This is a genomic window from Mesorhizobium sp. B2-2-4, from assembly GCF_006442375.1.
In the GTDB taxonomy this organism is placed as follows: Bacteria; Pseudomonadota; Alphaproteobacteria; order Rhizobiales; family Rhizobiaceae; genus Mesorhizobium.
This window is the reverse complement of record NZ_VFWB01000005.1, coordinates 180653-201958: the sequence shown is the minus strand read 5'-3', so window position 1 is coordinate 201958 and position 21306 is coordinate 180653. Positions and strand designations below refer to the sequence as shown.

General features: G+C 63.8%; 19 protein-coding genes. 6 read left to right on the top strand and 13 right to left on the bottom strand.

Features of this window, described 5'->3' with window-relative positions:
• The first annotated feature begins 142 nt into the window (after window positions 1-142).
• Complete coding sequence (locus FJ959_RS14405; protein ID WP_140630496.1) at window positions 143-1417, top strand: DUF763 domain-containing protein; 1275 nt, start codon at window positions 143-145, stop codon at window positions 1415-1417.
• Window positions 1418-1773: 356 nt separating this feature from the next.
• Window positions 1774-4095 carry a cation:proton antiporter gene (locus FJ959_RS14400; RefSeq protein ID WP_140630494.1) on the top strand — a complete coding sequence of 774 codons (2322 nt, stop codon included), beginning with the start codon at window positions 1774-1776 and terminating at the stop codon, window positions 4093-4095.
• Between the two features lie 9 nt (window positions 4096-4104).
• Here FJ959_RS14400 and FJ959_RS31780 read toward each other — a convergent pair whose 3' ends face one another.
• The 10 genes from FJ959_RS31780 to FJ959_RS14355 form a co-directional block, all read right to left on the bottom strand.
• On the bottom strand, window positions 4105-4248 hold the full coding sequence (locus tag FJ959_RS31780; RefSeq protein ID WP_181165259.1) for a hypothetical protein: 144 nt from the start codon (window positions 4246-4248) through the stop codon (window positions 4105-4107).
• Window positions 4249-4449: 201 nt separating this feature from the next.
• Window positions 4450-5283, bottom strand: coding sequence for a methyltransferase domain-containing protein (locus FJ959_RS14395; protein WP_246678927.1), 834 nt, complete (start codon window positions 5281-5283; stop codon window positions 4450-4452).
• A 398-nt stretch (window positions 5284-5681) separates the two neighbouring features.
• Window positions 5682-6077: a hypothetical protein gene (locus FJ959_RS14390; RefSeq protein ID WP_140630487.1), complete on the bottom strand. Its 396-nt coding sequence runs from the start codon at window positions 6075-6077 to the stop codon at window positions 5682-5684.
• A gap of 306 nt (window positions 6078-6383) precedes the next feature.
• The gene (locus tag FJ959_RS14385; protein WP_281405966.1) at window positions 6384-7517 is read right to left on the bottom strand and encodes a DNA adenine methylase; all 1134 of its coding nucleotides are present in this window, start codon (window positions 7515-7517) and stop codon (window positions 6384-6386) included.
• A 5-nt stretch (window positions 7518-7522) separates the two neighbouring features.
• Window positions 7523-8806 carry a hypothetical protein gene (locus FJ959_RS14380; RefSeq protein WP_140630482.1) on the bottom strand — a complete coding sequence of 428 codons (1284 nt, stop codon included), beginning with the start codon at window positions 8804-8806 and terminating at the stop codon, window positions 7523-7525.
• Window positions 8790-10313: a DGQHR domain-containing protein gene (locus tag FJ959_RS14375; RefSeq protein ID WP_140630479.1), complete on the bottom strand. Its 1524-nt coding sequence runs from the start codon at window positions 10311-10313 to the stop codon at window positions 8790-8792. Before FJ959_RS14375 ends, FJ959_RS14380 begins: the two co-directional genes overlap by 17 nt.
• Window positions 10314-10496: 183 nt before the next feature.
• Window positions 10497-10742 carry a MoaD/ThiS family protein gene (locus tag FJ959_RS14370; RefSeq protein ID WP_140552045.1) on the bottom strand — a complete coding sequence of 82 codons (246 nt, stop codon included), beginning with the start codon at window positions 10740-10742 and terminating at the stop codon, window positions 10497-10499.
• Window positions 10742-13006, bottom strand: a complete 2265-nt coding sequence (locus tag FJ959_RS14365; protein WP_140630476.1) for a xanthine dehydrogenase family protein molybdopterin-binding subunit — start codon at window positions 13004-13006, stop codon at window positions 10742-10744. Before FJ959_RS14365 ends, FJ959_RS14370 begins: the two co-directional genes overlap by 1 nt.
• Window positions 13007-13008: 2 nt before the next feature.
• Window positions 13009-13485, bottom strand: a complete 477-nt coding sequence (locus tag FJ959_RS14360) for a (2Fe-2S)-binding protein (RefSeq protein ID WP_140521372.1) — start codon at window positions 13483-13485, stop codon at window positions 13009-13011.
• On the bottom strand, window positions 13485-14345 hold the full coding sequence (locus FJ959_RS14355) for a xanthine dehydrogenase family protein subunit M (RefSeq protein WP_140499232.1): 861 nt from the start codon (window positions 14343-14345) through the stop codon (window positions 13485-13487). Before FJ959_RS14355 ends, FJ959_RS14360 begins: the two co-directional genes overlap by 1 nt.
• Before the next feature lie 247 nt (window positions 14346-14592).
• On the opposite strand from FJ959_RS14355, the gene FJ959_RS14350 reads away from it, so the two are divergent.
• Both FJ959_RS14350 and FJ959_RS14345 read left to right on the top strand, forming a co-directional pair.
• Entirely contained in the window at window positions 14593-15036 is a 444-nt protein-coding gene (locus FJ959_RS14350; protein WP_140499234.1) for an SRPBCC family protein, read from the top strand.
• A gap of 98 nt (window positions 15037-15134) precedes the next feature.
• On the top strand, window positions 15135-16283 hold the full coding sequence (locus tag FJ959_RS14345) for an amidohydrolase (RefSeq protein WP_140630474.1): 1149 nt from the start codon (window positions 15135-15137) through the stop codon (window positions 16281-16283).
• A 65-nt stretch (window positions 16284-16348) separates the two neighbouring features.
• On the opposite strand, the gene FJ959_RS14340 is transcribed toward FJ959_RS14345, so the two are convergent.
• A complete protein-coding gene (locus FJ959_RS14340) occupies window positions 16349-16549 on the bottom strand; it encodes a hypothetical protein (RefSeq protein WP_140630472.1) in 201 nt (66 codons plus the stop codon).
• Window positions 16550-16924: 375 nt separating this feature from the next.
• On the opposite strand from FJ959_RS14340, the gene FJ959_RS14335 reads away from it, so the two are divergent.
• The gene (locus FJ959_RS14335) at window positions 16925-18952 is read left to right on the top strand and encodes an amidase (RefSeq protein WP_140630469.1); all 2028 of its coding nucleotides are present in this window, start codon (window positions 16925-16927) and stop codon (window positions 18950-18952) included.
• A 67-nt stretch (window positions 18953-19019) separates the two neighbouring features.
• Window positions 19020-19439, top strand: a complete 420-nt coding sequence (locus FJ959_RS14330) for a VOC family protein (protein WP_140630467.1) — start codon at window positions 19020-19022, stop codon at window positions 19437-19439.
• A 23-nt stretch (window positions 19440-19462) separates the two neighbouring features.
• Here the strand turns inward: FJ959_RS14330 and FJ959_RS14325 are convergent, their stop codons facing one another.
• On the bottom strand, window positions 19463-20110 hold the full coding sequence (locus tag FJ959_RS14325) for a ThuA domain-containing protein (RefSeq protein WP_140499244.1): 648 nt from the start codon (window positions 20108-20110) through the stop codon (window positions 19463-19465).
• A gap of 52 nt (window positions 20111-20162) precedes the next feature.
• Window positions 20163-21185, bottom strand: coding sequence for an LLM class flavin-dependent oxidoreductase (locus FJ959_RS14320; protein ID WP_140630464.1), 1023 nt, complete (start codon window positions 21183-21185; stop codon window positions 20163-20165).
• Window positions 21186-21306: the final 121 nt, after the last annotated feature.

The following is a 21306-nucleotide window of genomic DNA, read 5'->3' as shown; positions in this document are numbered from 1 at the left end:
TTTGCGAACAACCGGGTGAGGCGCCATCCTGAATCAAACCGCGAATGAGCGCCTGTGTGCCGGCTTGGAAAATAGCCGCATGGATGCCATCTAGAGGGAGAGAGCCGGCCTCTGGGCGGCCGGCCACGGAGCATCGAAACAAGTGACGCAGCGAAGCGGCAGCGCCGACCTGCCGCTGCATGGCGGACGGGTCCCGAAATGGCTGGGCGACCGCATGACGCGGCTCGGCGCGGTGCTGTGCCAGGCGATCGTCCACCACTATGGCCGCGACGAGCTGCTGCGCCGCCTGGCGCATCCCTTCTGGTTCCAGTCCTTCGGTGCGGTGATGGGCATGGACTGGCATTCGTCCGGAATCACCACCAGCGTCATCGGCGCGCTGAAGCGCGGGCTGACGCCGCTGTCGGGCGAGCTCGGCATCCATGTCTGCGGCGGCCGCGGCGCTCATTCGCGCAAGACGCCGCATGAGCTGGAGATGATCGGCGAACGTGTCGGCTTCGACGGCGCGGCCCTTGCCACCGCCAGCCGCCTGGTCGCCAAGGTCGACAGCGCCGCCGTGCAGGACGGTTTCGATCTCTATCTGCATGGCTTCATCGTCACTGACGACAGCCGCTGGGTGGTCGTCCAGCAAGGCATGAACGGCGACAGAAGGCAGGCGCGCCGTTACCACTGGCTGTCGGAAGGGCTGAAGAGTTTCGTCGACCAGCCGCACGCGGCCATCGAGGGCGAGCGGCAGGGCGAGATCGTCAACCTCACCGACCATCGCGCCGAGGCCTCGCGCAGCGGCCAGCTCGATCTTCTGCGCCAGCTCGGTCCCGACCGGATCGTGCACGAATTCGCCGCCATCGAGCCCGCGACGGCTTCGGCAAAGCGCGACAACGCACAGCCAATGCTGCCCAATCTGGTCATGCCGGCGCACCATGACGTGCGCGAAAGCGACATCGTCATGCGCCGGCTGCACGGCAACATCTCCGCCGCCATCGAGAGCGGCCCGACAGATTTTCCCGAATTGCTGCTGGTGCCGGGCGTCGGCGCCCGTACGGTGCGGGCGCTGGCAATGGTGGCGGAGGTGGTGCATGGCGCGCCGTGCCGCTTTTCCGACCCGGCGCGCTTCTCGCTGGCGCATGGCGGCAAGGACCGGCATCCCTTTCCGGTGCCGCTGAAGGTCTATGACGAAACCATCGCCGTCATGAAGTCGGCGGTCGCCAAGGCCAAGCTCGGCCGCGAGGAGGAGCTTGCCGCCTTGCAGCGGCTCGACGGCCAGGCGCGGCGACTGGAGCGCTACGTCACCGGCCCGAGCCTGAAGGAGATCGTCGCCGGCGAGTTCGACCAGTCGCACCTGCTCGGCGGCCGCAGCGTCTTCGGCCCGGAGCCGCCGCCTGAAGGTGCTTTGCCGGGCGGCGCCAAGAAGTCGGGCTAGATCGCCGATCGCGGCCGCTACGCCGACAATTGGCGAAGCAATCCGCGGGCGGCGTCCAGCCGGCATGGGCCTTTCTCCCCGTCACTATACGGGGAGAAATGTCCGGCAGGACAATGAGGGGCGGCGCCAAGCTTTCGGCAAATAGCATCTGGATCCTGTATTTCTCCCATGTCGGCGCTGCCCCTCATCCGCCTGCCGGCACCTTCTCCCCGTATAGAGACGGGGAGAAGAGGGCTGTCTTTTATGTCGGCACTTACCCCAACAGATTGGCCCGAACAGATTGGCCCGACCCGCCGCAACCTTGCGCGGCATTGCACGTTTATGCGCAGCGGACTTGATCCGCGTTGAGGGGTTGGATGACTAGGCACTGGCCGCAAACGGGATTTCTTCCTGCCATTCTCATCCTTTTCGCCGCCTTTACCTCGCCGTGCCCGGCCTGGGCAGCCCAGGCAAGCAGCCACGCCGCGGGCATGGGCGGCTCGGCGGAGGGCGTTTTCGTCGCCGAGATCGTGCTTCTGCTTCTGGTCGGGCGCGGCCTCGGCGAAATCTTCCAGCGCTACGGCCAGCCGGCGATCATGGGCCAGCTGATCGGCGGCATCCTGCTTGGGCCTTCGCTGTTCGGCTGGCTCTGGCCGGATGCGCAGCAGCTGATCTTCTCGACCGACCCGGCGCAGAAGAGCATGATCGAGGCGGTCTCCCAACTCGGCGTCCTGCTGCTCCTGCTGCTCACCGGCATGGAGACGGACCTGCGCCTGGTGCGCCGGGTGGGCGCGGCGTGTTTTTCGATCTCGGTCACCGGCGTCGTCGTGCCCTTTGCCTGCGGTTTCGCGCTGGCGCAAGTCCTGCCCGGCACGCTGCTGCCCGACCCCGGCGAGCGCGTCGTCGCCGGGCTTTTCCTCGGCACCGCCCTGTCGATCTCCTCGGTCAAGATCGTCGCCATGGTGGTGCGCGAGATGAACTTCATGCGCCGCAATCTCGGCCAGGTCATCATCTCCTCGGCCATCATCGAGGACACAATCGGCTGGCTGATCATCGCCGTCACCTTCGGCATCGCCACCAATGGCAGCCTTCAAATCGTGCCGCTGGTGGTCACGGTGGCCGAAGTGGCGCTGTTCATGGTGTTCTCCTTCACCATCGGCCGCCGGCTGGTGTTCACGCTGATCCGCTGGAGCAACGATTCCTTCCGCAGCGAATACGCCGTCATATCGGTCATCCTGATCATCATGGGCGTGATGGCGCTGATCACCAACCTGATCGGCGTCCATACCGTGCTCGGCGCCTTCGTCGCCGGCATATTGGTCGGCGAATCCCCGATCCTGTCCAGCCACATCGAGAGCCAGCTGCGCGGCGTCATCACGGCGCTGTTCATGCCGATCTTCTTCGGCATGGCCGGGCTTTCGGCCGACCTCACCGTGCTCGCCGACCCGACGCTGGCGCTGCTGACGCTGGCGCTGGTGCTCATCGCCAGCATCGGCAAGTTCGGCGGCGCCTTCATCGGCGGCCGCTTCGCCGGCATGACGCTGAAGGAGGCGACCGCCGTCGGCAGCGCCATGAACGCGCGCGGCTCGACCGAGGTCATCGTCGCCTCGATCGGCCTGTCGATGAACATCCTGTCCCACAATCTGTTCACCATGATCGTGACCATGGCTGTCATCACCACGCTCGCCATGCCGCCCATGCTGCGCTGGGCGCTCGGCCGGCTGCCCGTCGAAGACGCCGAGAAGCAGCGCGTCGACCGCGAGCTGCTCGACGAGCGCGGCTTCGTCTCCAAGCTGGAGCGGCTGCTGCTGCTGGTCGACGACAGCCCGGTCGGCAAGTTCACCGCCTATCTCGCCGGCTTGGTCGGCGGCGGCAGCGGCATGCCGACCACGCTTCTCCACCTCAAGGACGGCAGGCTTGCCGGCCCGGCCCGCGACAAGGGCCCGGAGCGCGCGCTGAAGGAGGTCAAGAAGGGTGCCGCCCGGAGCGCCAAGGCGGTGAGCAAGGCCGAGGACACGCCGGTCGAGAAGGTGCATCTGACCGCCCGCAGCGAACGCGAGGCCACCGCACGAACGATCGCCGAGGAGGCGCGCAAGGGCTACGGCCTGCTGCTGGTCGGGCTCGAGGCCATGCTGACCGAGAAGGGCTCGTTCACCGAGGCGCTGAACGACATGACCAGCGGCTTCGACGGTCCGCTCTGCCTGGTGCTGAACGGTGCCGGCGCCGGGGGCAAGATGCCGGTGCTGCGCGCCGGAACCACCATCCTCGTTCCCGTCAACGGCACGGAAGTGTCGCGCCGCGCCGCCGATTTCGCCCTGGCGCTGGCACGGCCGCACCGGGCGCGGGTCAAGGTGCTCTATGTCTCGCAGGCGCGCAAAGGCGCCCGGCAAGGCACCGTTTCGCATCGTCGCGAGGAGGCGGTGCTCAAGGATGTCGTCGATCTCGCCGACCGCTACGGCGTCGCCGTCGACACCGCCATCCGCGCCCGCGCCACGCCCGACAAGGCGATCGCCAGGGAAGTGGCCAAGGGGGCGGCGATGGTGGTGATGGGCGTCACGCAGCGGCCGGGCGAGGAACTGTTCTTCGGCGACACCGCAATGGCGGTGCTGGCCGCCGTCGCCTGCCCCGTCGTGCTCGTGGCAAGCGATCGCATCCGCGCCGAAGCAAGGCCCGAGGCCGCGGCCGAAACCGGAGCCTGATGGCGGAGCCTATAGGCCGAAGAACTGCCTGCCGATCATATAGCCCAGCGCCACCACGGCCAGCGGGAACAGCGCCGGCGCGACCTTGCCGAGGACCGAGCCTTGCTGCTCCTTTGGCGGCACATAGCGTGCATTGCCGAGATTCTTGGTCATTGCGTACCCCCGCGCGAACCAGTTCATTAGCAGATGCTTATTAACAGCACGGCCGAATTAACGGTTCGCGAAGAAATTCGCTCGAAAGCCGGCCAGTTGAGTGGAGAGCTGGCGAATGCGGCTTGGCTCAGTCTCGATCTCGGAACAGGGTTTGCCTGCGGCCTGGCGCCGCGCCGCGGCTTCGGCCGTCGCGGCGGAGCGTTACGTCCGGCAAACCGCCATGACGAAGAATTCGCGGTAGCAGAAATCCGGATCGTCGAGCAGGCGATCCGGCCGCTCCTTCAGCTCCCGCCAATAGGCCTGGTCGGCATCAGGCAGGGCATAGCTCGGCGCGACGCTGGCGAAATAGGCCAGCAGGTCGGCAACATAGTCGCGCGTGAAGCGAGGCGCGGGCGCCCAGCGCTCGACCAGCCAGCCCTTGCGGCTGACGACCTGCAGGCCTGCCTGGCGCAGGCGCGCCGGAAGCGTCGAACCGCAATCGGTGCCGAGCACGCCCCGCTCGCGAAATCCCTGCAACCTGGCTGCCATGAAGCGCGCCAGCAGCGCCCGGTCCATGGGCAGGATCTGCAGGATGGTCGAATCGAAATCCTTGACCGCCAAGATGCCGCCCGGCTTCAAAACGCGCCTGGCCTCGCCGACGGCAAGCTCGAACTCGGCCGGCGTCAGATACTGCATGACATTGCCGGACCAGACACAATCGAACGATGCGTCGGCGAATGGCAGCGACAGGATGCTGCCGACATGCGTGGCAATGTCCGGCGGCTCGGACAGCGTGCCCGCGAGCGCCTCGACCCGGGCGATGTTTTCGGGCGCGAGGTCGAGCGCGGCGATGAAGCCGGAGGGGCCGACGGCGCTGGCGATGAGCGGCAGGAAGCCGCCGCTGCCGCAACCGGCATCGAGCACGCGCCAGCCCGGGCGGATGCCGGCGTCGAGCAAGGCCGCCTCATATTCGGGCCGCGACGATTCGAAATGAAGATCGAGCCAACCGGCCTCGCTCGCTTCGTGGCCGGTGGACGTTTCGTTCCTGGCAGACAAATGATGACCCCCCACTATGCCCCGGCAGGATAGAAGCGCACCGAGCGGCATCACGCAATGCCCTGCGAATTTGGGTGGACCCACCGCCAGCCATTGCCCCTCGTCGTTTGAGGATTGATGGACAAGATGCGCCGCTTGTCGGTCGTTCAGTTGATCGCGGTCTCGCTCCACAAGCGGACGTCCGATTGATGTATGGCAGCGGTCTACTTACGTCGGAAATTCAGGCGCGTTTGTGCCGCAAACGTATTCGAGACTCCACAGCTACAGCAGTACCATCATCGAAGCGGCTACTGATACGCATGTGGCGCGCGAATGGCTGTTTTGCGTCCAAAATGGCCATTAGAATGTCATGGCGAGTCTCCGAAAGCGGTCGCTCGCCAGGCTGCTAGAATGCGTAGTTATGAACTTGCTGCCGCCATCACGATCTGCACGATGGCCATCAAAAGGCCGGCGATTCCCGTTACTCCGGCGAGAGCAGGAGAGCGCAAGAGACGCATAATCTCGGGCCAGAGTGGGTCTGGGGTTTCGATCAGCTTTTCGGCCGACTCTATCAATGCCATGGCATTAGCGGTACGGGCGTTTGAAAGCTTGGCTGATTCGATGACTACCCGCATCTCCCTAAGAATTCGCCGGATCTCAGACTTTTGATGCTCTGACAAGTTAAAACGGCCAGTCCAGGCCGCGCTGTCTACGCTGACCGGAATATCTGCCTGCTCCACGGCATCGAACCCAGCGGCGGTAATCTGAAATAATCTACCGCCGGACATCTGGTATGCCTGACGCGTGATAACCAAGCCTGCGGACTCCAGGTCATCCGTCAGAGACAATATGTATTGATTAGGTTTCTCGAGCCCAGTGTTTTTCCTGATCGTCGGTATGGTGCAGTACCGTGTGTCTCCGCCAGCTAAGCGGTGATGTAAGTACTTAAGGATCGTTATCTGGTCCCTTCTGGCACTCACCTTGATTTCCTCTAGTTATGTCGCGATCCTCGGTAAAGTCTCTAGCATTCAAAACACGATAGCTAGCGAAGGCGGGCGATGCAGATCACAGACAGCCCCATGGTTGACCGGTCACAAATCGGCTAATCCTTAGGCTCTCACTCAATAAACAGCACCTGCCGATAAGGTCAGGATGAGCTCATCGGCTTCTTGGCGTGCTGCTCGATGCTTGAGATCGCCTCCCAAGGTCGAAAAACGCGAGGAAACCTTAGCTTCCTCTATCCGAAAATGGTCTGCGGCAAGAGCCTTAACATCGTCCCCGCTGAGACCGTTGGATGCTTTTCCCGCTGGAAAGGTGATGATGACGTTGGCATTTTTCCGAGCGAGGATGGCTAGTAGATCATCAAAAGCTCGCCGAGAAGTGGTCAGCATAGAAAATTCTGAGATAGGACGCTCGCTCTTTTCAGGGTAGCGCCCTGCGCCCGAGACGTCACCAACCTCGCCGCGAGCGATACTCTCGAGTACATGATAGAAACGACTGTAATGCACCCCAGAATAAGGAGGATCAAGAAAGACAAGGTCTCCTGGCCGTGCCGCTTCAGCGAGTTCATTGGCACCCATACAGTAGGCCCGGCCTTTCTTCCCGGCCTTGCGAGGAGCGATATCGTCGACGCGTGTCCGGACAATTGTTGGAAGGTCTCTTTGCCAGGCTTCGATAAGGAAACGGCCCGCGGTTTCATTGGGCTTGAACGGCTGAGCGGTGTGTCCCGGCGAGGCAGCGCAGCGGCTAGCGGCTTGGATAAGAGCGGCGAGCGCGAGATTTCGTAGGTCTTCGGCTTCGGGTATGGTTGCGCGTAATGCGTCGATCCATGCCGACTGCCAGGGGGAGAAGTAATAGCCTCCATAAGCTCTGCTGACCGGAAATTTCACACCAAAGTCGATGGAGCGAGCATTCGATGCAGCCTCGGACACAGGGACCTTACCTAGTGAAGCCTGCAGTTCCTTGATGTCCTGCCATTGCCTATGTGCGGAGATAAAGCCGCGGGCGCGATGCACCCAGCTTTCGACCCAACCCCGGTCAGTAATGGACGACGTGCGCTCTATGACGGAGGCTGCAAGGACCGCCGAATAGATCTGAAGGTCGCACGCAAGGACTTCCTTTCCGTACTGTTCGGCGACATACCAGGCAACCGCGGCGGATCCTGTGAAGAGATCAAAGACGCGTTCGGCCTCGACCAGCGAGCGACCAAGCGCCTCGCCGAGACCGTTGCCGAGCATCGCCCGTTTCGATCCCATATATTTCACTGGAAGAGGCCCCATAGGGCGACTCGTTCTGTTTCACACATCCGCATGGCGTTGCCTGCTAGCTTCGAAAGCCACTCATGTCGATGGCCTGTGGGCGCCCCAGCACTCTCCTCAAGCGCGACATCAATATCATCCCAGAGATCAGAGGTTGTTGCCGGCGGCTGACCCGGACGCCACAGACCATGATTCACACCGAATTCCTGCCACCAGTTATTAAAATGGTCGACAGGCTGAACACCTGCGGCGCGCAGATTTTCCTCAGCCATGCCCGTCGCCAGCGTGAGGAGAAGGCCTGCGCGACACATCATTGGATACGGCGGTGCGGGCAGCTCGCGATTGGCGAGCTGGATGAGAAAGTCATGGTCGACGGGCTCGTTAACCCGTGTCAGGAAATCGAACGGAACCACAGCCTTGGTGCTTTCCTGCAGTCTCGCATGGCTATGGGGATACTCGTATAGCTCCAGGCCGTGAGACCTCGCCTCCCGCTCTAAGAGAATGCGCAGCAGGTGCCGTTCGAGCTCAACGCCGTTGGGTCTGCACGCATTCCAGAACATCCTTAAGAAAGCCGAGTCTTGCTCCGGCGTCGTTAGAAGGGGGCCGAGGGCCGTTGGCTGATAGCTGGACCAGTTGCGCTGATCCCGGTCTACTGCTCCTTGTTGGAGGTCGAACCCCCATTCGGTCATCAGTTCACCTGCAACAGTGGAGGCCTGAGCAGGAAAGAATTCACGAAAGGGATCGAGCAGGGATGCTCCCGCCAGCCGTATAGGTTTGATCAGCCGCTCCAAGCTGGAGGAATCGACGGACCATTCGACCAACGCAAGCCATGCCATGTCATGTGTCGTGTGTGGGGACATGATATGGACCACACCCGCTGCATCAATGGCTGCGTTTCGCCTATTGAATACGCCAATTCCCGAACTGGCCAGAATGGACAGCGCTGCTCGCAGTTCAGCATAGTAGGACAAATGGCGAGCGGCGTGTGCCTGACCGCTCAGCAAGGACGAAAAAGCTCTGCCCAGATAACTCCAGCCGTCGATAGCATGGAGCGGACCTCGGACAGCAATGATTTCGAGCATGTCCGCGCCAGATACAGCAGCAAAGGCGGCCGCTCCTGCGGGAGGGGCGCCATCGGGGTATGGGTGTGCCGCAGGAAGCCAGGGCGGACATGCCTGGGCTCGGAATCGACTTAGGGCATTAATAACGACATTCGGATCGGCAAGCGCCAGAATCGCCTTGTCGGCAGCGTTCAACTGGGCTGTCATGTCAGGAAAGCCGTCCAAGAGCTTCTTCGGCGACCTCCGCTATCTCCTTCGAACCGGCGGCAAGATGCCGAAAAAGCTGCTCTCGCAGCGCTACATAGCCGCTGCTGCCGCGAAACGCACGCTTGAGCATGCGCTGGTCGTCACTCAGTCCGGGCGCGTCGGCGGACCGCCAATCAAAACCCGCAATCGCTGACCCGAAATCCCCGATCCGCTCTAGGAGGTCAGAGCCTTCCAGTTCGCCCAGCGCAATCGATACATCTTCAGGTGTGGTTGCTGTGCCTGCCACGATCTTGGTTTCAAATTCGAAGAGTTCGGGCCCCATCTGTGCGAGTGAGAAGAAGATTTCGTTGGCAACAGCAAGGACACCGCGTACACCTTGCTCCTGGTTGAGCATCGTCCGATTGCCGGTGAAGGCTTCTGCTGGATCATTGTCGAGGGATTCTTGCCCGTTTGGCCGGATGAGTTGCTCAACCCAGTCATGCTTGATCTGCAAGATCGCCTCGCGGATCGCCGTCCACAACGCGATAAGGAAGGCAGCCTGTTGGGGGCGAGACCAAGGGAGCGGTCCCATCACAGGTGTGATCTCGGCGGCGAAGAGACCGTTTGCCGATCGCCCGCTGCCTGTCGAGAGAAAACTCGTGGTAATTGCCTGGACCCAGCCGGCCTGAGTGACGCCTGCGCCAGGAGGTGCAGTTCTCGATGACTCGCCCAACATGTTGATGCGATTGTGGAAGGGACTTTCCGGCTGGGTATAGAGGATTTCCGTCAGTTCCTGCGCTCGCGCCTGACGATAGATGCGCAAGTCCGACAATGTCTCAAGCCATTCAGCGGAGCGCAATAGCGGAAAAAGATCAAAGGCATGGCTGGGATTGATGCGCTTGGGCGATACGTTGATCGACCAGAACAGATAGGCCTGCCAGCCGACATCAAGACCGGTGAAGGCAACGACAGGGAGTTCAAAATCGCCTGGTAAGCTGCCATCTTTGAGTGCTTCATCGAATGCCCATAGCCGATGCTGGCCGTCGATTACCTCAAACGGCTCGAGGTCCGTGGGCGTCCATTGCTCGAGGCGGTCGAAATAAGGCAGCGTTAGCTCGGCGCGGTTTCCTCCATCATTGCTGATCGAGACAAGGTCGGAAGCGGCAACCTTCCGACCACGTCGCTCGTCGTTTGCCGTGAGGATGTTGACGACAATGGCGGTCGGCAACCATCCGGGCTTGCGCATAGCGGCAGAGGCTTCATTACGAGCCGCGATCGGAAGGCTGCTATAGGGATGGCCGAAGCGAACGAAGTCGCGAATTGCAGCCGACCGCTTGGGGTCGTGGAGCCGCTGAAGGCCCTCGCCGCCCTCATGATCGCGGGTTCGCCGATATACACCACTTAGGGCTCGCAATTGGACCGCCGGCATTGAAAAGAGCAGGATATGCTCTTCGGGCTTGCGCCGATGCTGACTTGGGTCAAAGTCGAATTGGCCCCATTCTGGGAGCCATTGTTTGAAGCGTATTGCCTCAAGTTTCCCCGCCATTCACGAAATCCCCCGCCTCTATGGTGTGATCTTTAACGGCAACAATCTTAATTTGTCATCCTATAGCCGCCCGTCCGCTTCCGCGAAGAGTTTCGGGCGCCGGCAGGCGTACGAAAGTCCCCGAGGAAGGAACCCGCGGGCAAGACGTTCGATGCTAAGCGATCGCAGCGAGGCGCCTTCCCCTCACCCCCCAGCCAACCGCGGCAACAGAAAAATCTCCGCCCCCGGCGGCAGCTTCTTCCCCCACGTATCCCGATAAATCACCCCGTCGATCGCCACCGCGATCCCCCTATCGATCAACGGCTCGAGGCCGGGATACTGTTCAGCCAGTTTCCTGAACAGCTCCCTGATGTCCTTGGCCTCGACCTCGACCTTGCTCTGGCCTCCGGCGGTCGCGGCAAGCGCCCCCCAGAGCGTCACTTGCACCATCAGCCTTCCCGTTCCGCCTCGATCGCCGCCAGGATGCGCGGCGGCGACATCGGGATGTGGGTCATGCGCACGCCGGCGGCGTTCGAGACCGCATTGGCGATCGCCGCCAGCGGCGGCACGATCGAGGTCTCGCCGACGCCGCGCACGCCATAGGGGTGGTTGGGGTTGGGAATTTCCAGGATCTGCGTGTCGATCATCGGCAGGTCGGAGCAGACCGGGATGCGGTAGTCGAGGAAGCCGGCGTTCTGCAGCCGCCCGTCCTTGCCGTAAATATACTCCTCGTTGAGCGCCCAGCCGATGCCTTGCGCGGCACCGCCCTGGTACTGGCCCTCGACATAGGTCGGGTGCACCGCCTTGCCGGCATCCTGCACCACGGTATAGCGGATCACCCTGGTCGAGCCGGTGTCGGGGTCGACCTCGATGTCGCATATATGGGTGGCGAAGGAGACGCCGGCGCCGTCGGCGACGAGTTCGCTATGGCCGGCGATCGGCCCGCCGGTCTTGCCGGATTGCGCCGCGATCTCCTTCAGCGACAGCTTGCCGAGATTGCCGTGCTTCTCGCCCTTGGCCACCGCATGGCCCTGTTCCCAGACCACGTCGTCGACGGAAATGTCCCACATCTGCGCGGCGCGCTCGCGCAGCACCTTGATGGCGTTGCGGGCGGCCGAGATGGTCGCCATGGAGGAGGAGAAGGTGCCGCGGCTGCCGTCCGTCATGTCGTTGTAGCCGAGACTGGAGGTGTCGGCGACGACGGCCTTGACCTGCGAATAATCGATGCCGAGCTCCTCCGCCGCCACCAGCGACAGAGAGGCGCGCGAACCGCCCACGTCAACGGTTCCGACGGCAAGCGAGACCGAGCCGTCCATGCCGATGTTGAGGTCGGTGCAGGTCTGACCGCCGAAATTGAACCAGAAGCCGCAGGCCATGCCGCGCCCCTGGTTCTTACCCAGCGGCGCCTTCATGTGCGCATGGTTCTTCACCGCCTCCAGCGTCGGGCCGATGCCGATCGGGCCATAGACCGGGCCGTAGGACGATCGCGTGCCTTCCTGCGCCGCGTTCCTGATGCGGAAATCGACCGGGTCCATGCCGATCTCCTTGGCGAGCTCGTCGACGGCGCTTTCCACCGCGAAGGCCGCCATCGGCGCCGACGGCGCGCGGTAAGCCGCGGTCTTCGGCCGGTTGACCAGCACTTCGAAGCCGACGGTCTTGACGTTCTCCAGCCGGTAGCAGGCGAACGCCGTCATGGCGCCGATCTCGGCCCAGGTGCCGGCATAGGGGCCGCTGGTGTAGCGCAGCGTCGCTTCCGCGGCGGTGATCGTGCCGTCCTTGCGGGCGCCGATCTTGACGTCGATCGAGGTGGCGCTGGTCGGGCCCGAGGCGCGGAACACCTCGTCGCGGGTCATCACCAGCTTCACCGGCCGGCCGGCCTTGCGCGACAGCGCAAGCGCCACCGGCTCGGCCCAGACATGGGTCTTGCCGCCGAAGCCGCCGCCGATCTCGGAGGAGGTGACGCGCAGCTTCGAGGCCTCCATGCCCAGCAGCTGGGCGCAGTGCTGGCGGTAGACGAAATGGCCTTGAGTGCAGACCCACAGGTCCGCCGTGCCGTCGGAGCTGACATTGGCCACGCAGGCATGCGGCTCGATATAGCCCTGGTGCGTCTGCTCGGTCTTGAAGGAGCGCTCGACGATGAAGTCGGCCTGGCCAAAGCCCTGATGGACGTCGCCATGGCCGAACTGGCTGCGCTTGGTGACGTTGGACGGCTTGACCGGCTTTTCCTCCAGCCCCTCGGTGAAGATGGTCTCGTTGATCAGCGGCGCATGGTGCTGCATCGCCTCGTCGACATCGGTGACATGCGGCAGCACCTCGTAGTCGACCTCGATCAGCTTCAGCGCCTGCCTGGCGGTGCGGGCGTCGATCGCGGCGACAGCGGCCACCGCATGGCCGTCATAGAGCGCCTTGGTGCGCGCCATGCAATTGTCGAGGATGTCGTACATGGCGGCATCGCCGTCGGTGAGGTCCGGCAGGTCGGCCGCGGTGATCACCGCCTTCACGCCGGCGAGCTTTTCCGCCTTCGAAGTGTCGATCTTCCTGATTTTGGCGTGCGCGTGCGGGCTGCGCAGCACACGCCCGACCAGCTGGCCGGCCATGTTGAAGTCGGCGCCGTAGCGGGCGCGGCCGGTCACCTTGTCGACGCCGTCGGGACGGATGGGACGCGTGCCGACCGAAGCGAAATTGCGATTGGAAAAACGCGGATCGAAATTCATCGTCAGGCTCCCTTCATCACGCTTGCCGCGTCCTGGACGGCGCGCACGATCTTGTCATAGCCGGTGCAGCGGCAGAGATTCCCGGCCAGGCCGAAGCGGATCTCCTCCTCGGTCGGGTCGGGGTTCTTGGCCAAAAGATCCTTCGCCGCGATCAGGAAGCCCGGCGTGCAGACGCCGCATTGCAGCGCGGCGTGCTCGAGGAACTTCTGCTGGAGCGGATGCAACCGCTCGCCATGCGCCATGCCCTCGACGGTCTCCACGCGGCGCCCTTGCGCCTCCGCGCCCAGCACCAGGCACGAGCACACCAGCCGGTCGTCGAGGATGATGCTGCAGGCGCCGCAGTCGCCGGTGCCGCAGCCTTCCTTGGCGCCGGTCAGCCCGAGCCGGTCGCGCAGCACGTCGAGCAGCGTCTCGTCGGGCTGGCAGAGATATTCGACGCTGTCGCCGTTGATCGTGGTTGAAACTGCTACACCGGCCATCACTTGCCTCCTGCACGCTTGTAGGCTGACGTGGCGGCCCGCCTGGCCAGCACGCCCGCGACTTTCCGTCTGAACTCGATCGTGCCCCGCTTGTCGTCGATGGGCCGGCAGGCCCCGGAGCAGACCTTGGCGAGCCGCTCGAGCGCGGCTTCATCCAGCGTCCTGCCGATGAGGGCCTCGGCGGCCTCCTGCACCAGAAGCACCGTGGGCGCGGCGGCGCCCAGCGCCACGCGGGCCGCCTTGACGACACCTTGCTCGTCGAGCGTCAGGTTCACGCCGGCGCTGACCACCGCGATATCCATCTCGGTGCGGGGAATGAATCTGAGATACGCGTCGCCCGAGCGCGGCGCTTGGCTGTCGAGCAGGATCGCCTCGATGATCTCGCCCTTGGCGAGCGACGTCTTGCCCGGTCCGGTCGGCACCGCCTCCACCGCAATGGTGCGCCGGCCCGCGGGCCCGACGATCACCGCCCTGGCGCCGGCCGCCACCAGCGCCGGCACGCTGTCGGCCGCCGGCGAGGCGTTGCACAGATTGCCAACGATGGTGCAGCGTCCCTGCACCTGCTTCGAGCCGATCAGCTTGGCCGCCTCGACGACGCCGGGCCAGGCCTTCTTCAGGGCCGCGTTCTCTCCCAGCACCGCGCAGGGCACCGCCGCACCGATGCTGAAGCCGTCGGCCGTTTCCCTGATTTCGCTCAAGGCCGCGATCGCCTTGATGTCGACGATCAGTTCGGGTTCGATGAAGCCGCCCTTCATCCTCACCAGCAGGTCGCTGCCTCCGGCGAGAATGGCCGCCGTTCCGGCCGATCCGGCCAAGTGGCCAACGGCATCTTCGATTGAAAGTGGACGTATGTAGCGCATCGTCTCCCCTTGGTCACAGCGATCTCAGCGACCGTTATAAACAGTCTCCTCATAATGGCTATCCGGTTCGTCATTTTCGACGATTGGGCCAGCCGCCGCAAAATCGAGTCCCAACCCAGGCTGAACTGGCGTAAGCCAGTCGCGCAGGCCGCGGCCGAGGCTCTGAAAAATTCCGGGAGCCGGTGTCGGACTGGCCGGGCCCCGCTCGTCCTTGGGGCATCGAACAGGCATTATGAAAGGATATGATATGCCCGGCACCGTACGTTTGCACCGTGTTCTCACCACCAGCCCGGAAAAAGTCTATCGCGCCTTCGTCGAGGCCGACGCGCTGGCGAAGTGGCTGCCGCCGAACGGCTTCACCTGCACGGTTCATCACTTCGAGGGCAAGGTGGGCGGCACGTTCAAGATGTCGTTCCGCAACTTCACCACCGGCGACAGCCATGCCTTCGGCGGCGAGTATCTCGAACTCGTTCCCGGTGAGCGCCTGCGCTACACCGACAGGTTCGACGACCCCAATCTGCCGGGCGAGATCCAGGTGACCGTCACCCTGAAAAAAGTATCTGTCGGCACCGAGATCGACATCACCCAGGCCGGCATTCCCGACGTCATCCCGGTCGAGGCCTGCTATCTCGGCTGGCAGGAGTCGCTGCGGAACCTGGCAAAGCTCGTCGAGCCCGAGATAAATCAATAGGCCAGACGGTGGCGGTTTCAGCCATTTGCCGCTAGCTATCCTTCCGACGCGCCCGGTCGATCGGGCGCGTCGTGAGCGATACAGCGGAGGCCAAAATCATGACTCTCACCAACCGGGACATCGTCGAGCTGACCGAGTGGCGGCGCAAGTTGCACCAGCAGCCGGAAATCTCGAACGAGGAGGAAAAGACGGCGAAAGCCGTCGTCGACTTCCTCGCCGATACCAATCCCGACAAGGTGCTGACCGGATTGGGCGGACATGGTGTCGCGGCCGTCTACGACAGCGGCAAAAACGGACCAACCGTCCTGTTTCGTTCGGAACTCGACGCGCTGCCCATCGAGGAACTGTCCGGCGTGCCGCATGCCTCGCGCGTGCCGGGCAAGTCGCATATGTGCGGCCATGACGGACACACCGCGATCCTGGCGGCGCTCGGACGCCAGCTCGGGCGCGAGCGGCCTGCAAGCGGTCGCATCGTGCTGATGTTCCAGCCGGCGGAAGAGACCGGCAATGGCGCCGCCGGGGTGGTGGCCGATCCCCGCTTCGGCGAGATCGCGCCCGATTTCGCCTTCTCGCTGCACAATCTGCCCGGCGTGCCGTTCGGCGAGGTGCGGCTCAAGCCCGGCGTGGTCAACTGCGCCTCGCGCGGCATGCGCATCGTGCTGGAGGGCAAGACCGCGCATTCCTCCATGCCCGAGACCGGAATTTCGCCGATGCCGGCGATCAGCGCGTTGATGCCTGCCCTGCCCGCGCTCGGGCACGGAACGTTCGCCGACGACGATTTCGGCATGGTCACCGTGACCCACGCCGAGATGGGCGAGGCCGTGTTCGGCATCGCGCCCGCCCACGCCGAGGTCTGGGCGACGCTGCGCACCAGGCGCGACGAGCGCATGGCGGATCTGTGCGCCGCCGCGGAAGCGCTGGTCACGAAGATCGCCGGCCAGCATCGCCTGTCCGCAAGCTGGGACTACCACGAGATCTTCGTCGCCAGCGTCAACGCGCCGGACGCGGTGGAGCATCTCCAACGCGCCCTCGACGAAGAGGGCGTCGCACACACGCAAGAGGCCCTGCCGATGCGTGCCTCGGAGGATTTCGGCTTGTTCGGCCACAGCGCGACGTCGGCGATGTTCTTCCTCGGCGCCGGCGAGCGCCACCCTGCCCTGCACAATCCCGACTATGATTTCCCCGACGACTTGATCCCGATCGGGTCGAAGATCTTCATGCGCACGGCGCGCAACTTGCTGGGGTGAAATAGGCCGGATGGCCGATCGGGGCGAGCCGGCACGCCACGCCCTGGCTGTGGTGGCATGGCTCGCTAAACGTCGAGAACAACCGTCATTCCACGGACCTCGGCCATCTCGAGCAGCAGGTCCTGCAGGCTGTCCTCGGTCACCATCTCGCCGGTTCGCTCCAGCAATTCCTCGATGCTTTCCTTCATTGAAAGGGCGGCAACTCCGGTTTTTTCGGAAAGCAGCCGCCCAATAGCAGCGCGGATCAGGGCATTCTGGTCAGGCATGATCCCCCTTTCATGCTGGGATGGCGGCATGAGTTTTCTTCAATGCATGCTTCCGCCGCAACTTCTGCGAGCTTCAGCTTACGCTTGCAAGTCGTTTTGAGGGACTGAGATTCACTATTTGGCGAATAGTTGCCCACGGACGACACCAGAGGCGCAACTCCTCGTTGCCGGATCCGGACCTCGCCGCTCCAGAAGGCACCTCACGCGCCGTCTCTATTAGAGGTTGCATGGGTCAGCCGCTTTTTGCCAGTCGGGATATGCAACCGCGGCACCGTGCCTGACCCGCGCCAGGACCACCGTCAATCGCGATTGGCCCTTGCCGAAGCCGGCGGCCTCGCTCATCCATGCCTGGAAACGATCGCCAGGGGCCAGAAGATGACCGATGCCAGCCTTCACATCGTCGAAGCGACGATCGAACAGTTGCGGCGCGCGCTCGACGACGGCACGGTGAGCAGCGTCGAACTTGTCGGTGCTTATCTCAGGCGCATCGCGCATTTCGACCGGCACGGCATCAGCCTCAATGCGGTCCCGGTTCTCAATCCTGATATGTTCGAGGACGCCGCGGCTTCGGACCGGCGCCGCAGCCAGGGCAAGACGCTCGGCCCGCTCGATGGCATCCCCTACACCGCCAAGGACAGCTACAAGGTGTCCGGCTTGACTGTTGCCGCCGGCTCGCCGGCCTTCGAGCATCTCATCGCCAACGAGGACGCCTTCACCGTCGCCCGGCTGCGCGCCGGCGGCGCGGTGCTGATCGGCCTCACCAACATGCCGCCCATGGCCAATGGCGGCATGCAGCGCGGAGTCTATGGCCGCGCCGAAAGCCCCTACAATGCCGATTACCTGACCGCTGCCTTCGCGTCCGGCTCCTCGAACGGCTCTGGCACCGCGACGGCGGCGAGCTTCTGCGCCTTCGGGCTTGGCGAAGAAACCTGGTCGTCCGGCCGTGCGCCGGCCACCAACAACGCGCTGGTAGCCTACACGCCGTCGCGCGGTGTCATTTCGGTGCGCGGCAACTGGCCCCTGGTGCCGACCATGGATGTCGTCGTGCCGCACACGCGCAGCGTGCCCGACATGCTCGAATTGCTGGATGTGATCGTCGCCGACGATCCCGAGACGCGGGGCGATTTCTGGCGCGCGCAGCCCTGGATCGCGCTGCCGAAGAGTTCCGAAATCCGACCGCCGCGCTATACCGATCTGGCGCTAGCGGGGTCGCTGAAAGGCATGCGGCTTGGCGTACCCAGAATGTATATCGGCCGCGACAGCGGCGCCGACCGGCGGATCGAAACCCGCGCCTCCGTGCTTGATCTCTGGGAGCAAGCGGCGGCGGACCTGAGACGGCTTGGAGCCGAGGTGATGGAGGTTGATTTTCCTGTCGTCTCCAACCACGAGCGCGATCGCCCCGGCGCGCGCACCATGGTCGACCGCGCTCTGGTGCCGCCGGACTTCGCCGATCGCGAGATCTGGGACCTCTGCATCTCAGCCTGGGATGATTTTTTGCGCGCGAACGATGATCTGAACATTCCCGATCTCGTTTCGGTCGACGGCCCGAAAATCTTTCCGCAGCCACCGGGCACGCTGCCCGACCGTTATGAAGGCGGTTTCGACTTGGCACAGTATGTCGAGCGCGCGAAATCAGGCGTCACGCCGTTCCGGGCCATTCCGACGATGGAGGACGGGCTGAAAGGGCTGGAAGCGACGCGGCGGCTCGATTTCGAGGACTGGCTGGACGCGAACAGGCTTGATGCCGTCGTGCTGCCTGCCGTCGCCGATGTCGGGCCCGCCGATGCCGACATCACTGAGGCCTCCGCGGCGCTTGCCTGGCGCAACGGCACCTGGGTCGCCAACGGCAATCTGGTGTGGCGGCATTTCGGCATCCCGACCGTTACCGTGCCGATGGGCACCATGGCCGACATCGGCATGCCGGTCGGCCTGACCTTCGCCGGCAAGGCCTATGACGATGAAAGGCTGTTGCGCATGGCCGGCGACTTCGAACGCTCCACGCAGCGCCGCACCCAGCCGCCGCGCACGCCGGAACTGGCAGACGATGTGTTTTCGCGCCGGGCCAATCAAGCCGGCAATGGCAAGGCGCCTACGCTCGCGATCAAGCTTGCGGCCGAGACGCGCGACAGCGGCGATCAGGACGAGATCGTCATCACGCTCGACCTCCCCGTCGACGCAACCGAGACGGAGCACGCCAGCATCAAGGTGCACGTCAACGGAGATGCCGTCGCGATGCGCCGAGCCGGCGCGCGTCTGACCGGCCGGGCGTTTGTCCCGGCCGCGGAGCATCAACGGATCCACAGCGTCTGGCGCGGCCCCTACGGCTCGATCGTCACGGCGGTGATGCGGCTGCGGGATGGACGCAGCGCGGGCGCCTATGTGGTCACCGGCGGGATTGAATGACGATGAGCCCACGCGGGCCAATTTCGCGCCGGGCTATGTGAACCTGCGAAATTATGAGGAGCCAGCCATGATCAAGGTCAAACAACTCGCCCATGTCTGCATCTTCGCCAATGATCTGGACGAGACACGGCGCTTCTACGAGGATGTCCTGGGCATTGATATCCAGTTCAATTTCCTGCGCGAAGGAAAGATTTTCGGTTTCTACCTTAATTGCGGCGGCCGCAGCCATATCGAGGTTTTTCACAAAGAGGGTGCGCGGTTCAGCGAGACGAACCAGATCAACCATTTCTGCCTGGAGGTGGAGGATATCGACGCCGCGATCGCGCATATCGCGTCCAGGGGCGTGGAGGTCACCGCGAAAAAACTCGCCTGCGACGACACCTATCAGGCTTGGCTGCGCGACCCCGACGGCGTGAAGATCGAACTGTTCGAATACACCGGCAAGAGCGCGCAATTCACAGGCGGCGATCGCGTCGCCGATTGGTAGGCTGTCGCGGTTTCAGTGGGCAGCTACCCCCGCGCGGCCCAGAGCAAACCACGCTCGACGATGACAGCCATTTCCGGCATCGCGAACTCATCCGCCGTGTGTCCGAGCGAACTGTAGAAGACCTTGCCTGCGCCATATCTTCGCTTCCAGACAACCGGCATGTCGACGCCGCCGATGCCCGGGAAATGCTCGTCGGTGAAGGTGGTCGTCGCCAGCACCTCGTTGCTCGGGTCGACATGCATGTAGTACTGCTCCGACCGGTAGGCGAAGTCGCTAATGCCTCTCGTGATCGGATCGTCCGGTTTGGTGATGACCACGCGATAGTCGATGATGTCGCCGGGATGCGCGACCCATTGGCCGCCGGTCATGAACTGATAGTCCGGCTCGTTGCGGAAACTGTCGCCCATCGTGCCGTGGAAACCGCCGAGTCCCGTTCCCTGTCGAACCGCGCGCGTCAGATTCTGCAGCTCGGACTTTTCGATCTTCGACATGGTGATGACGGGCACGATGAGATCGAATGAGTTCAGCTCCGGATCGGCAAACATCCCCGTGCCCTCGCCGAGCGTGACCGTGTATCCATTGCGCTCCAGCATGTCGCGCACCACAGTGGCGCTGCGCTGGGGCGTATGGCCTTCCCACCCACCCCAGGCAATCAAGGCCTTCTTTGCCATGCAGTGAATCTCCTGAACTGTCCGCAGCAGCGATGGTTACACGGCTCGGCTGTCAGCGCCAACCCAGCGCCGGCGCGACATGGGTCAGGATCGCCTCGATGGCATGGGCGTTGTAGTCGACGCCGAGTTGGTTGGGCACGGTGAGCAGCAGCGTGTCGGCCTCGGCGATCGCCTCGTCCTCGGCCAACTCCTTGATCAGCACGTCCGGCTCGGCGGCATAGCTGCGCCCGAAGATCGCCCGCGTGTTCTCCTCGATGAAGCCGATCTGGTCGCGGCCCTCATTGCCGCGCCCGAAATAGGCGCGGTCCCGGTCGTCGACCAGCGCGAAAATGCTGCGGCTGACCGAGACGCGCGGGTCGCGTTCATGGCCGGCCGCCTTCCAGGCCTCGCGATAGATCCGGATCTGCTCGGCCTGCTGGATATGGAAGGGCTTGCCGCTTTCGTCGAATTTGAGGGTCGAGCTCTGCAAATTCATGCCCAGCTTCGCCGCCCACTCCGAAGTGGCGTTGGTGGCGGCACCCCACCAGATGCGCTCGCGCAGGCCTTCAGAATGCGGCTCCAGGCGCAGCAAGCCGGGCGGGTTGGGAAACATCGGCCGCGGATTGGGCTGGGCGAAGCCCTCGCCGCGCAGCGTGTCGAGGAAGACCTCGGCGTGATGCCGCGCCATGTCGGCGTCGCTTTTGCCTTCCTGCGGCGCGTAGCCGAAATAGCGCCAGCCATCGATCACCTGTTCGGGCGAGCCCCGGCTGATGCCGAGCTGCAGGCGCCCGCCGGCGACGATGTCGGCGGCACCCGCGTCCTCCGCCATGTAGAGCGGATTCTCGTAGCGCATGTCGATGACCGCCGTGCCGATCTCGATGTGGCTGGTCTTGGCGCCGACCGCCGCCAGCAGCGGAAATGGCGAGGCGAGCTGTCGGGCAAAATGGTGGACGCGGAAATACGCGCCGTCAGCGCCGAGTTGCTCGGCCGCGACGGCGAGATCAATGGATTGCAACAGCGCGTCCGACGCCGAGCGCACCTGCGATTGCGACGAGGGCGTCCAGTGCCCGAATGACAGGAAACCGATTTTTTTCATGGCCCTGACGTATATACCGGCGACACGTGCTTCAATGCCAAAAGAGCAGGGTTACACACCGTCGCCCCTGCGTGACACCAAAAGTGTGCCTTACCGAAAGTTTGAATGCCGTGGAGGGTGG

Bases quoted from the DNA above. Each gene is read 5' to 3' on its own strand.
- FJ959_RS14370 (WP_140552045.1), bottom strand. From the start codon at position 10,742: ATGGTGCAAGTGACGCTCTGGGGGGCGCTTGCCGCGACCGCCGGAGGC.
- FJ959_RS14355 (WP_140499232.1), bottom strand. From the start codon at position 14,345: ATGCGCTACATACGTCCACTTTCAATCGAAGATGCCGTTGGCCACTTG.
- FJ959_RS14320 (WP_140630464.1), bottom strand. From the start codon at position 21,185: ATGAAAAAAATCGGTTTCCTGTCATTCGGGCACTGGACGCCCTCGTCG.
- FJ959_RS14345 (WP_140630474.1), top strand. From the start codon at position 15,135: ATGACTCTCACCAACCGGGACATCGTCGAGCTGACCGAGTGGCGGCGC.
- FJ959_RS14335 (WP_140630469.1), top strand. From the start codon at position 16,925: ATGACCGATGCCAGCCTTCACATCGTCGAAGCGACGATCGAACAGTTG.
- FJ959_RS14385 (WP_281405966.1), bottom strand. From the start codon at position 7,517: ATGGGATCGAAACGGGCGATGCTCGGCAACGGTCTCGGCGAGGCGCTT.
- FJ959_RS14400 (WP_140630494.1), top strand. From the start codon at position 1,774: ATGACTAGGCACTGGCCGCAAACGGGATTTCTTCCTGCCATTCTCATC.
- FJ959_RS14350 (WP_140499234.1), top strand. From the start codon at position 14,593: ATGCCCGGCACCGTACGTTTGCACCGTGTTCTCACCACCAGCCCGGAA.
- FJ959_RS14360 (WP_140521372.1), bottom strand. From the start codon at position 13,485: ATGGCCGGTGTAGCAGTTTCAACCACGATCAACGGCGACAGCGTCGAA.
- FJ959_RS14340 (WP_140630472.1), bottom strand. From the start codon at position 16,549: ATGCCTGACCAGAATGCCCTGATCCGCGCTGCTATTGGGCGGCTGCTT.
- FJ959_RS14375 (WP_140630479.1), bottom strand. From the start codon at position 10,313: ATGGCGGGGAAACTTGAGGCAATACGCTTCAAACAATGGCTCCCAGAA.
- FJ959_RS31780 (WP_181165259.1), bottom strand. From the start codon at position 4,248: ATGACCAAGAATCTCGGCAATGCACGCTATGTGCCGCCAAAGGAGCAG.
- FJ959_RS14330 (WP_140630467.1), top strand. From the start codon at position 19,020: ATGATCAAGGTCAAACAACTCGCCCATGTCTGCATCTTCGCCAATGAT.
- FJ959_RS14325 (WP_140499244.1), bottom strand. From the start codon at position 20,110: ATGGCAAAGAAGGCCTTGATTGCCTGGGGTGGGTGGGAAGGCCATACG.
- FJ959_RS14365 (WP_140630476.1), bottom strand. From the start codon at position 13,006: ATGAATTTCGATCCGCGTTTTTCCAATCGCAATTTCGCTTCGGTCGGC.